This is a genomic window from Tessaracoccus sp. MC1627, assembly GCF_014164725.1.
Classification (GTDB): domain Bacteria; phylum Actinomycetota; class Actinomycetes; order Propionibacteriales; family Propionibacteriaceae; genus Arachnia.
On sequence record NZ_JACJGA010000006.1, the window covers coordinates 228275 to 240126 of the forward strand.

General features: G+C 70.2%; 12 protein-coding genes. 4 read left to right on the forward strand and 8 right to left on the reverse strand.

Translation table 11 applies throughout. From position 1 onward, the window contains the following. Positions 1-24: 24 nt before the first annotated feature. Positions 25-654, reverse strand: coding sequence for a cation transporter (locus H5399_RS13375; protein WP_370585769.1), 630 nt, complete (start codon positions 652-654; stop codon positions 25-27). Between the two features lie 320 nt (positions 655-974). Between H5399_RS13375 and H5399_RS13380 the strand changes: the two genes are divergently transcribed. The 4 genes from H5399_RS13380 (at position 975) to mshB (ending at position 4850) form a co-directional block, all read left to right on the forward strand. Continuing rightward, complete coding sequence (locus tag H5399_RS13380) at positions 975-1970, forward strand: Gfo/Idh/MocA family oxidoreductase (protein WP_182783473.1); 996 nt, start codon at positions 975-977, stop codon at positions 1968-1970. Further along, positions 1967-2992 (forward strand): Gfo/Idh/MocA family protein, encoded by a 1026-nt coding sequence (locus H5399_RS13385; RefSeq protein WP_182783475.1) that lies wholly within the window; start codon positions 1967-1969, stop codon positions 2990-2992. Before H5399_RS13380 ends, H5399_RS13385 begins: the two co-directional genes overlap by 4 nt. A 148-nt stretch (positions 2993-3140) precedes the next feature. Continuing rightward, a complete protein-coding gene (locus H5399_RS13390) occupies positions 3141-3773 on the forward strand; it encodes an HAD-IA family hydrolase (RefSeq protein WP_182783477.1) in 633 nt (210 codons plus the stop codon). Between the two features lie 174 nt (positions 3774-3947). Further along, on the forward strand, positions 3948-4850 hold the full coding sequence (mshB, locus tag H5399_RS13395) for an N-acetyl-1-D-myo-inositol-2-amino-2-deoxy-alpha-D-glucopyranoside deacetylase (RefSeq protein ID WP_370585770.1): 903 nt from the start codon (positions 3948-3950) through the stop codon (positions 4848-4850). Between the two features lie 58 nt (positions 4851-4908). Here the strand turns inward: mshB and H5399_RS13400 are convergent, their stop codons facing one another. The 7 genes from H5399_RS13400 to H5399_RS13430 all read right to left on the reverse strand — a co-directional run bounded on the left by H5399_RS13400 (position 4909) and on the right by H5399_RS13430 (position 11743). Then, positions 4909-5502, reverse strand: coding sequence for a CE1759 family FMN reductase (locus H5399_RS13400; RefSeq protein ID WP_182783479.1), 594 nt, complete (start codon positions 5500-5502; stop codon positions 4909-4911). 150 nt (positions 5503-5652) lie between these two features. Next, positions 5653-6807, reverse strand: a complete 1155-nt coding sequence (locus H5399_RS13405; RefSeq protein WP_182783481.1) for an LLM class flavin-dependent oxidoreductase — start codon at positions 6805-6807, stop codon at positions 5653-5655. A 66-nt stretch (positions 6808-6873) separates the two neighbouring features. Beyond that, positions 6874-7557 (reverse strand): hypothetical protein, encoded by a 684-nt coding sequence (locus tag H5399_RS13410; protein ID WP_182783483.1) that lies wholly within the window; start codon positions 7555-7557, stop codon positions 6874-6876. Positions 7558-7577: 20 nt separating this feature from the next. Next, the gene (locus H5399_RS13415) at positions 7578-8654 is read right to left on the reverse strand and encodes a branched-chain amino acid aminotransferase (RefSeq protein ID WP_182783485.1); all 1077 of its coding nucleotides are present in this window, start codon (positions 8652-8654) and stop codon (positions 7578-7580) included. Positions 8655-8656: 2 nt separating this feature from the next. Beyond that, positions 8657-10381 (reverse strand): ATP-binding cassette domain-containing protein, encoded by a 1725-nt coding sequence (locus tag H5399_RS13420; protein WP_182783486.1) that lies wholly within the window; start codon positions 10379-10381, stop codon positions 8657-8659. 188 nt (positions 10382-10569) lie between these two features. Next, a complete protein-coding gene (locus H5399_RS13425) occupies positions 10570-10986 on the reverse strand; it encodes a hypothetical protein (RefSeq protein WP_182783488.1) in 417 nt (138 codons plus the stop codon). Positions 10987-11014: 28 nt separating this feature from the next. Then, a complete protein-coding gene (locus tag H5399_RS13430) occupies positions 11015-11743 on the reverse strand; it encodes an SDR family oxidoreductase (protein ID WP_182783490.1) in 729 nt (242 codons plus the stop codon). Between the last annotated feature and the right edge of the window lie 109 nt (positions 11744-11852).

An 11852-nucleotide genomic window follows, 5' to 3' on the forward strand; every position in this document is an offset into this window, starting at 1 on the left:
GCAGCGCCGACACCCGGGGGCGGATCAGTCGTCGTCGACCTCGCCGGCGAGCGCCTTCGCGGCGAGGTTCTCCTCCTCCGCGACCTCCCACACCTCCTTGGCTGCCCGTAGGTTCAGCGCCAGGATGCCGATCCCGAGTAGCAGGTCCGGCCAGCCGTTGGGCACCAGCGTGAGCGTGACGATGCCCATCGCGATGATGCCGAGGTTGATGATCACGTCGTTGCGGGCGGCGAGCCACGCAGCGCGGGTCAGGGAGCCGCCGTGGTCACGCTGCCGCAGAAGCAGAATCGCGCAGATGGTGTTGATGACGACGGCGCCGCCGGCGGTGAGGATCAGCGAGAGAGGGTCTGGTGCGTCTGGGTTCTGGAACTTGGCGATCGCCATCCACAACGCGGCCACGGCGGGCACCAGGATGATCCCCGCCATCACCTTGCCCGCCACGGAGCGGTGCGCCAGCGGCCAGCCCAGTGCGGCGAAGATCAGCAGGTTGACCGCGGTGTCCTCGAGGAAGTCCACCGAGTCCGCGAACAGCGACACCGACCCGATGGCCAGCGCCACCGCGTTCTCGACGAAGAAGTAGCCCAGGTTCAGCAGGGCGACGATGAGGACGGTCCGTTTGAGGGCGCGGACGCGGGTGGGGTCGATTTCGTGCACGGCCGACAGGGTACCCCTCGCAGAGTGGGGGTCCAGGGCCGGTCTACCCTCCCCGGATCCCCACTCTCGGAGGGCCGCGCAGCGCCCCCGCCGGCTGAGGTGCCGCGCAGCGCCCCCGCTGGCTGAGGTGCCGCGCAGCGCCCCCGCTGGCTGAGGTGCCGCGCAGCGGCCTCGAAGCCTCACACAAGTGACCCTGTCAGCAAACGTCAGTGAGGCCTCGAGGCTCGTCGCTGCGCTCCTCACTCCTCAGCCCGGGGGAAGCCCTTCCGCGACACCCGCGCATCGCGTAGGCTGGAATCACCCAAGAAAGGTCAGGACAAATGAGTCTCTCCATCGGGGTCATCGGCGCAGGCATCATGGGCGCCGATCACGCTCAGAACATCCATCGATTTATCGCAGGCGCCGACGTCGTCGCCATCGCTGATCCGGACAAAGACCGCGCCGAAGCGGCCATCGCCGGAATCCCCGGCGCCCGCGTCCTCACGGACCCGAGCCACCTCATCACGGCCGACGATGTGGACGCCGTCGTCATCGCCTCACCGGACTTCCTGCACGCGGAACAGGTCAAGGCCTGCCTCGAGGCCGGCAAGCATGTGCTGGTCGAGAAGCCGCTGGCCTACGACTCGGCAACCTGCGCCGAGGTGGTCGCGGCCCACCGCATCGCCGTCGGTGGCGGAACCGCCCGCGCCGCCGTCGGATTCATGCGCCGATTCGACCCCGGCTACGTGGCTATGAAGGCGGCCATCACGTCCCGACAGCACGGCCGGCCGCTGATGATCCACTCCGTGGGTCGCGGCGTGTCCTCCGGGCCGGGGGCCACCAACGAGTCGGTGGTCTTCAACTCCGCCATCCACGACCTCGACCTCATTCCGTGGCTGCTGGACGCTCCCGTCACCGAGGTCAGCTGGCATGCCGGCCACCCGAGCTCCACCGCCAACAACCTCGCGGACCCGTTCCTCATCCTGGTCCGCACCGCCGACGGGTCCCTCAGCACCGTCGAGGTCTTCCTCAACGCCCGGTACGGCTACGACATCCGCTGCGACGCTGTCTGCGAGACCGGCGTGCTCACCGTCACCGAGCCAGCGAAGCTGCTGGTCAACGCCAACTTCGCCACCTCGTCGCCCATCGCCATGGACTGGCGTCCGCGCTTCGCGGACGCCTACCGGCTGGAGCTGCAGGAGTGGGTGGACTCCGTGCGCGAGGGTCGGCCGTCGACGGTGGCCACGCTGGAGGACGCCGAGCGGGCCACCCTCGTGGGCGAAGCCGTGGTCGAATCGATGCACACCGGCGGCAGGTTCGTCGAGGTCGATCGGTGAGGGCGCTCCCCCAGCCACGCCCCGTCGGCGATGTCCCCAGCCTGCGCTGGGGCATCCTCGGCACCGGCTGGATCGCGCACCAGTTCGTCTCCACGCTGCTGGCCAACACGGGCCAGCGGGTGGTGGCGGTGGGGTCGCGGACGACTCAGCGGTCGCGGGAGTTCGCCGACGGGTTCGGTATCGAGCACGCGTTCGGCTCCTACGAGGAGTTGGTGAACTCTGACGTCGATGTCATCTACGTCGCGACGGGGCACCTCGACCACCTCGCCCACGCGCGGCTCGCGCTGGAGGCCGGCAAGCCGGTGCTGGTGGAGAAGCCGATGACGCCGAAGCTCGCGGACACGGAGGAGCTGGTGGGGGTGGCCCGCAGCCGTGGGCTGTTCTGCATGGAGGGCGTGTGGTCGCTGGCGCTGCCGCGTTACGACGTCGTCCGGCAGATCCTCGAGAGCGGAATGCTGGGCGAGGTCCGGTCCGTGGCCGCCGACATGGGCGAGTACCTCGTCGACCATCACCGAGCCATGGACCCGGCGCAGGCCGGCGGCGCCATGAACGACCTGGGCACCTACCCGCTGATGTTCGTGGACTGGGTTCTGCCGGGCTTGAGTGTCGTGGCGGCCACCGGGCAGCGGCACGCAACGGGCGCCGTCGGGCAGTTCGCGGCGCTGCTGGTCGATGGCGAGTCGAGGCAGGCGGTGGTGCACGCGTCGATGGTCGCGGACACGCCGACGACGGCGGTGGTCGCGGGGTCCGAGGCCACCCTCGTCCTCGACGGACCGTTCTACCATCCTGGCCCCGTGGAGGTGCGGTTCCGTGACGGCGAGGTGCTCCGCTGGGAGGAGGAGCGGGTGGCGCACGTGGGGCTCTACCACGAGGCGCTCGAGGTGGCGCGGTGCATCGGCGCGGGGCTGACGGAATCGCCGATCCGGCCCTTGGACGCGACGCTGTCCACCATCACTCTGATGGAGCGGGCCCGCGATCTCATGGGCGACCCCCTCCCCTGGCACACCGCACCCGCCGGTTGAGCCGGGCCAAGCCGCGCAGCGGCGCAGCCCGCGTCGAGACCGACGCAAGCGTCCCGCGAGCCCTGCACCCGGGTGCTGAAGGGCTTCGATGCTGCCGCGGGCCCTCGCGCCGCAGCCGGCTCAACCAGCTGGGTCGTAAGCTCTCCCCATGTACCAACACGTGTTCTGGGACATGGGCGGCACCCTGGTAGACACCTACCCGGCCCTGGATTCCGCCCTGGCTGCGGTGGTCCGCGCCCACGGCGGCGCCCTTGAAGTGCGGGAGGTGTCGCGGCTGACCCGGGTGTCGACGGGGCACGCCGTCGCGACACTCGCCGCTCGGTTCGGGGTACCGGAGGCCGAGTTCGAGGCGGCGGAGGATGAGCTGAAGGCCCAGTGGCGGCTGGATCCGGCTCCGGCGATGCCGGGCGCGCGCCAGCTGCTGCATGACGTGCGGGCGGCCGGCGGACTCAACCTCGTCGTCACCCACCGCGACCGTGCAAGCGCGCAGTCACTGCTCGACGGCCTCGGGCTGGAGGCGGACGATCTCATTTCCACCACCGACGGGTACCCGCGCAAGCCGGACCCTGCGATGTACCTCGCGATGCTGCAGCGGCACGGGCTGGACCCGGCGGGGTGCCTCGCCGTGGGCGACCGTCCGATCGACGCGGACGCCGCCGCAGCGGCGGGGCTGGCCACGGCGACCCTCGAGTCGCCGGAGGCGCCGGTGGAAGACCGCGCGGACCACTCCGTCGCCACTCTGGACGAGCTCCGCCCTCTCCTCGGGCTGTCGGACGGCTGAGGGTCGCGGCCCCGGCGCGGTAGGTGTTCCTCCAGACGGGCCCTCGGTCCCCTGAGAGCGCCGAGCCCCCGCCTGGAGGAACATCTACCGCACGACCCCGGGGAGCCCCGACCGGAACCCGGCCACTCTAGTTGAAGATTGGATTACCTTGCGGCGCGGCGTAGACTGTCGGCCGTGAACCATCGCCTCCTCCTCGTCCATGCCCACCCCGACGACGAGTCCAGCCAGTCCGTCGCCACCATGGCGCGGTACCTCGACGAGGGCGCCCAGGTCACGTTGGTCACCTGCACGCTCGGCGAGCTCGGCGAGATCATGCTGCCCGAGTGGCAGCACTTCACCCCCGCCCAGCTCGGCGACCACCGTCGGATGGAGATCGACGCGGCGCTGCGCGAGGTGGGCGTGACCGATCACGTGTACCTCGGCGGCGTGGGCCGCTATCACGACTCCGGCATGACCACCGGACCCGACGGCAAGGCGGCCGTGCCGGACGGGATGCCCGCCAACGCGTTCTGGCGCGCGGACCTCCTCGAGGCGGCCAACCACCTCGTCGAGGTGATCCGCAGCCGCCGCCCCCAGGTGGCCGTCACCTACGATCCGCACGGCAACTACGGCCACCCCGATCACATTCAGGCGCACCGGGTGCTCATGTATGCGAGCGTGCTGGCGGCGTCGCCGTCGCACCGCCCAGACCTCGGCGCACCGTGGCAGATCCGCCGCATCCTCTGGAACACCCACAACACGGACAAGTGGGTAGAGGCGTACATGATCGCGAAGGAGCGCGGGCTGGAGTTGTGGCCGGAGCAGGAGCGCGACGCCGACAGCTTCGGGCCGGACCCGGCGCAGATCGTGGCGCTGATCGAGACCGCGCCGTGGCTGGACGTGTGTCGGCGGGCGCTGGGCTCTCACCGTAGCCAGGTGGACATCGAGCACCCGTTCTGGCAGTTCTACCGGATCATGCAGGAGCTCCCGGGCTCCGGCGAGGCGTACCTCATGGGCGCCGGGGAGCCGTTCCCGAAGGGCGACGGGCTAGCCAGCTGCCTGTTCGCCGGCCTGCAGAGCGACGACGTCGCCGGCTGACCGGGACAGGAAAAGGGCCCGCGATGACGATCATCGCGGGCCCCTTTCTTGTGGAGTGCTAGCTCGCCAGCAGCGCGGCGAACTCGACGAAACCGTCGTCTGTGGCCTGACGGGGCGCCGCCACGAGGGCGGCGGCCAGCTCGTCGGCCCCCTCCTTCACCCGCCTGGCGAGCGATGCGGCGCCGGGACCGCCGAAATCGGAGGTCGCGGCGAACACGGCGGTGCGCACTGGCAGCGCGCCCAGATAGCTGAACAGCGGGCGCATCGCGAACTCAAGCATCAGCGAGTGCCGCTCGGTGCCTCCGGTGGCGGCCATCAGCACGGGCTTCCCGGCGAGCGTGCCCGGCTCCAGGATGTCGAAGAAGCTCTTGACGAGCCCGCTCATGGACGCGGAGAAGGTGGGCGACACCACGACCAGCGCGTCTGCCCGGGCCACGGCGTCGACCACCGTGGCGAGCTCACCGGTCGGGAATCCGGTGAGCATGGCGTCGACGATGGGGTGGGCCAGCTCGCGCAGCTCGGCGACCGTCACCTCTGCGCTCTCGCCGCGCTCCAGGAGGTTCTCGCGGAGGCGCGCCACCACGGCGTCACCGAGGACGCGGGTGGACGACGGCGTGCCGAGGCCGCCGGAGATGACGACGATGCGGGACATGGGGATCGTTCCTTTCGCAGAAGGGGCGTGCTGGGCTGGAGGGGGTTTGAGCAAATGGCACGAGTCGATGCGGTTTGATCGTTCAAGAAGGCCGGTTTCGCGGTTTGACCCGTGCCATTTGCTCAAACCCCGACCCGCGCCGAGCGGAACTCAGAGGCGGTTGTCGTCCTCGGCCCGGGTTCCGGTCCACCGGTCGACGGAGGGCTCGGTGCGCTCCGGCTCCTCGACGGGGGCGCGGGCGGCCCGGAGCGACGCGTGGGTGGGCGCATCCGGCACGTGTGCGGGCTTCAGCGCCGCGAACTCCTTCCGAAGCACTGGCACCACCTCCTCGCCGAGCATGTCGATCTGCTCCAGCACCGTCTTCTGCGGCAGGCCCGCGTGATCCATCAGGAACAGCTGGCGCTGATAGTCGCCCGCGTACTCGCGGAACCCGAGGACCCGCTCGATCACCTGCTGCGGCGAGCCCACCGTCAGCGGCGTCTCCCGCGTGAACTCCTCCAACGACGGCCCGCCGCCGTAGACCGGCGCGTGGTCGAAGTAGGGGCGGAACTCGCGGATGGCGTCCTGCGAGTTCTTCCGCATGAACACCTGCCCGCCGAGCCCGACGATGGCCTGGTCAGCCCGTCCGTGGCCGTAGTGCTCGAACCGACGACGGTACAGCTCCACCATGCGCCGGGTGTGGCTCGGGGGCCAGAAGATGTTGTTGTGGAAGAAGCCGTCGCCGTAATAGGCGGCCTGTTCGGCAATCTCGGGCGAGCGGATGGAGCCGTGCCACACGAACGGCGCCACACCGTCGAGCGGGCGGGGGGTGGAGGTGAAGCCGTGCAGCGGGGTGCGGTACCTGCCCTCCCAGTCGACCGATTCCTCGCGCCAGAGCTGGTGCAGCAGGGCGTAATTCTCCACCGCGAGCGCGATGCCGTCGCGGATGTCCTTGCCGAACCACGGGTAGACCGGTCCGGTGTTACCGCGGCCCAGGATGAGATCCACGCGGCCCTCGGCCAGGTGGGACACGTAGGCGTAGTCCTCCGCGAGGCGGACCGGGTCGTTGGTGGTGATCAGCGTGGTGGCCGTCGAGAGGATCAGCCGCTCGGTCTGGGCAGCCAGGTAAGCCATCAGCACCGTCGGGTTGGCCGGCGCGACGAACGGCGGGTTGTGGTGCTCGCCGGTGGCGAAGACATCCAGCCCCACCTCCTCGGCCTTCTTCGCCAGCTCCACCGTCGCGCGAATGCGCTCATGCTCGGTGGGCGTGCGCCCCGTGGTGGGGTCTGTGGTGATGTCCCCAATGCTGAAGATGCCGAACTGCATGACTGCTCCAAACTGTTTGCTACCTCTACGATAGACCAAACAAGTTGAAAATGAAACTATTCCCGATCAGGGACGGCGGCGTCCGAGCAGCCACATGATGAACCCCACGACGAGCAGTGTGAATCCGATGCCGAGCAGCGCGATCACCCCGAGCAGGCCGCCCACGGAGCCGACGATGTCCCCCACGTCGAGCGGCGGCGCGATGAGGAGGCCGGTCTGTTCGCAACTGACGGTGTACTCGCCCTCGGGCTCTCCCGGGCCGCCGATCCTGGCCATCGATTCGTAACTCACGTTGTTGACCGAGAACTGATAGCTCGCGCCCCCGAGGTCGATGTTGGGCACAGCCTCGGTGGGGCCGATGATGTCGCAGACCGGCATGATCCCGCTGGGCGCGTAGAGCACCAGCGAGTCACCACCTGTGACGGTGACGACTGTCTCTCCCACCACCGGCGTGCTCTGGCTGGCCGACGGAATGATCTGCATGAAGCTCCGCCCGACGGAGAACCCCAGCACCACACCGGCCACCAGCATCACCGCGCCGACGGCGGTCAGGATGGGCCCCAGCTTGCTGCGAGGCTTCGCCGGCTGCTGCCAAGCCCCGGGCTGCCCGGGCCACTGAGCGGATGGCTGGGACTGACCGTAAGGAGGCTGGCCCTGACCGTAGGGCGGTTGACTAGGCCCATAGGGCGGCTGACCAGGCCCGCCGCCCCACGGAGGCTGAGGGTTCGACGGCGGCTGGGGTGCGCTCATGCCGCCACTATGCCACCGCCTCAGCAGACCTTTCGGGTCCAGCCGAACTTGTCCTCGGCGCGGCCGAACTGGATGTCGACAAGGTGCTGGCGGATCTCACGGGTCTTGCGTCCCGGGACGCCGTCGGCCACGGTCTGCACGCCCCGAGCCGGCGAGTTGAACCCGGTGATGGGCGTGACGACGGCGGCGGTCCCGCAGGCGAACACCTCCGGGATCTGACCCGATTCCACGCCGTCGAGCACCTCGTCGACCGAGATGGGGCGCTCCACCGGCTCGAGCCCGTGCTCGGCCGCGAGCGCCAGGATGGATTCGCGAGTCACGCCGGCGAGGATGGAGCCCAGCGACGGGGTCACCAGTTCGTCGTCGGCGGTGACGAACATGATGTTCATCGTGCCGCACTCCTCCACCCACTTGTGCTCGGCGCCGTCGGTCCACAGCACCTGTCCGCAGCCGTTGGCCGCAGCCTCCTGCGTGGCGACGAGGCTGGCGGCGTAGTTGCCGCCGCACTTCGCAGTGCCGGTGCCGCCGGGGGCGGCGCGGGTGTAGTTGGGCGTGATCCACAGCTTCACCGGCTCCGAGTAGTACGGGCCGGCCGGCGTGGCGATGACGGCGAAGCGGTAGGTGTGGGCTTCGCGGACGCCGAGGTACGGCTCAGAGGCGATCATGAACGGGCGCAGGTACAGGCTCTGCTCGTTCTCGCCCACAGGCACCCAGTCCCGCTCCAGCTCGACGAGCTGGGTGACCGAGTCCAGGAAAAGTTCCTCCGGCAGCACCGCCATACCCATCCGCTTCGCGGACTGGACGAAGCGCGCGGCGTTGCGCTCGGGGCGGAACAGCCAGATGGAGTCGTCGTCGCGGCGGTACGCCTTGAGGCCCTCGAAGATCTCCTGCCCGTAGTGCAGGACGGCGGCCGCGGGGTGCAGCGCCCACTCCGTCATGGGCACGAGGCGTGGCTCCTGCCAGCCGTCGCCGCCCTGGTAGTCGATGACCGCCATGTGGTCCACGTAATAGCGGCCGAAGCCCGGGTCCGCGAGAGCCGCCAGGCGAGCGGCGTCCGCTGTGGGGGTGGTGGTGCGGGTGAGCGAGAACGTGGCCATGGTCATTGATGGTAGACCCCAGATTTTCCGCCGTCCGCCCTGTCCACAGGTTCGACGACGTCCGAGATCGAGCCGTCGTGGTGTAGCTCCAGGCGCCTCCCGACGGCGAGGCGAGCGAGGAAATCGTCGTCGTGCGAGACGACGAGGAGGCCGCCGCGGTACTGCCGCAGTGCGTCGACGAGGACCTCAACGGTGGCGAGGTCGAGGTTGTTGGAGGGTTCGTCGAGGATGAGCAGCTGCGCGGGTGGCTCCGCGAGGAGAAGCGCGGCCAGGGAGGCGCGGAACCGTTCGCCGCCGGAGAGGGTGCCGAGGGGCCGGAGGGCCGCGTCGCCGCGGAGGCCGAAGCGGGCGAGGCGGTTGCGGATGGCGCCAGGCTCGACGGTGGGGGCGGCGTCGCGGATGCAGTCGAGGACGGCGCGGGCGTCGTCGAGGTGGTCGAGCCGCTGCGGCAGGTACCCGACGCGGGCGGTGATCGAGCCGGCTGCTCCGCTCCCTGAGGGGGCCCACCCGCGGAGCGGCGTGGCCCGTCTCTCGCTCCCTGAGGGGGCCCACCCGCGGAGCGGCGTGGCCCGTCTCGAAGGGTCGTGACCGAGCGTGTCCGCCGACGCAACCATCAACTCGATCAGCAGCGTTTTCCCGACGCCGTTGGGGCCCACCAGCGCGACCCGCTCCGGCCCCTGGATGACGTGAATGACGCCGGCCGCGTCGACGATCTCGGCCAGCCTCCGGCCCGTCCCGACACCCGGGTCCGGCAGATCGATCCTGACCCGCTCGTCGTCGCGGAGCCGGGCCTCGGCGTCGTCGACGGCGGAGCGCGCGGCCGCGATCTTGTCGTCGAACTCCCCGCGCGCCTTACCGATGGCCTTCTCGGAGCGGTTGGCGTAGAAGTCGCGGGCGGCCTTGCTCACCCCGCGCGCGGCCGCGGGCTTGCCTGCGTTCTCGCGCCTGGCCAGGCGCTTCTCCGCCTCGACCTTCTGGCGCTTCTCGGTGCGCAGCTGCTGCTCGGCCGCCCGGAGTGCGCGCCCGGCGGCCTCCTGCGAGATGCCCACCGCCTCGCGGTACACCTCCCAGTTGCCGCCGAACGCCTCGACCTCGCCGTCGCGCACCTCGACGATCGAGCCGACGCGACGCAGCAGCTCGACGTCGTGGCTGACCACCACCGCGGTGCCGCGCCAGCGTTCGAGCAGCGAGTAGACGCGGACGCGGGTGTTGCGGTCCAGGTTGTTGGTGGGCTCGTCGAGGAGGACCACATCGAGGCGCCGCACGCTCAGTCCAACCAGCGCCACCAGCATCGCCTCGCCGCCGGAGAGGGTGCCGACGGGCCGGTCCAGGCCCAGGTCCAGGCCGACGGCGCCCAGTTCCTCGGCGGCGCGGGCCTCGATGTCCCAGTCCTCGCCGACGGCGTCGAAGTGGGCGGGATCAGGGTCCCCGCCGACGATCGCGCGCACGGCGTCGACCTGCGCCCGGATGCCCAGGAGGTCGGCAACCGTGTCGTCGGTGCGGAGGGTCAGGTTCTGGGGAAGGACGCCCACGCTCCCGCCGACGACAACGGTGCCCGCCGTCGGGGCGATCTCGCCGGTGATGAGCTTCAGGAGGGTGGACTTGCCGGAGCCGTTGTCGCCGACGACCCCCGTGACACCGGGGGAGAAGGCGAGCGTGACGTCATCGAGGCAGGGAGTGCCGTCGGGCCAGGTGAGGCGGACGCGGTTGAACGTGACTGAAAACAAAAGAACTCCGATCGATCAGCGGGACGCGCTGAGACCGGAGCGGACAGCTCGACGGGTCAGCGCAGGGGCGCGGTGCCGATCAGATCTGTCACTGGAGTTCTCCTCGTGAGGGAATACGTCAGAAATATGATGCCACGCGTCCCGTCGTTGGCCAACCGACCCACAGCGGGCTGAGGCGCGAGGAGCGTTCAGTCCTGCGGAATGCGACCCTCCAACGCCCACGCCAGGAACTCCCTCAGGTCGCCCGTCTCGCCGTCGCGACCCCCGCGCCCGATCACCAGCGGCGCCAAAGTCGGCTCCAGCTTCACCCCGCGGAGGCGCTCCATCAGCCCGCCGGGGACGGTCAGGGAGTAGTAGTTGCCTTCGGTGTCGATGCCGACGGAGTGGTTGGTGCGCAGGTACCAGCCCACCTTGTCCGTCTTGACGGGGTGACCGCTCAGCGTCCGCGCCTGCAGGGGTCGGGGCTCAAGCCCTTGGGCGCGCGCGGCGACGATGAACTCGTCGATCAGCACCTTCGCACGGGCAGCCTCGGCCCGCGCGTGCCCCTCGGTGAGCTCGTGCCTGATCTTGGCCGCCTTCTGGCGCTCCGTGAGTTCCTCTGCCACACCCCCAGGCTAGACGACGACGCCGCCCTCAGATGGTGAAGCCGCCGTCGACGACGATCTCCTGGCCGGTGATGTAGGCCGCCTCCTCTGTGACCAGGAACGCGACCGCCGCCGCGACCTCCCCAGGGTCGCCGAACCGCCGCGCCGGGATCGAGGCCTGAAGGCGCTGCGCGTCCGCCGCGTCAGTGTGGAGGCGCTTGAGCCGCTCTGTCGCGGTGTAGCCGGGGGCCACGGTGTTGCAGGTGACCCCGTCCTTGGCGACCTCCATCGCCAGGGTCCGCAGATGGTTGGTCACCGCGGCCCGCATGGCGTTGCTCACCGGCAGGTTCAGCGCCGGCCGCCGCACGGTGAGGCTGGTGATCGCGACGATCCGGCCCCAGCCCCGCTCCCGCATCCCGGCCAGCACGCCGTCGACGAGCCGCACCGTGGACAGGAACGTGGTCTCAAATCCGGCCTCCCACGCCTCATGGGACACCTCGCTCGGGAGCCCGGGCGGTGGGCCTCCTGCGTTGCTGACGAGGATGTCGACGTCGCCTGCCCGGTCGACGAGGCGCAGCACGTCTGCCTCACGGCTCACGTCGGCGGGCACCCAGCAGGCGCCGATCCGCTCGGCCGCCGCCTTCAGCTCCGCCCCGTTGCGCGCCGCGATGGTGACTTCTGCCCCCATCTCGCGTAACACCTTCGCCGTCGCGAACCCGATCCCCCTGCTGGCGCCCGTCACGAGGGCGCGCTTCCCGTCGATCCTGAACATGGCCATGGTGACGACGCTACTCCGCCCGTGCGCCCAGCAGTAGACCCCAACGCCGACCCCACTCCTGCCGCGGCAACCCCCGTCTGAGAAACTGGTCGGACCGCTCTCTAGGAGG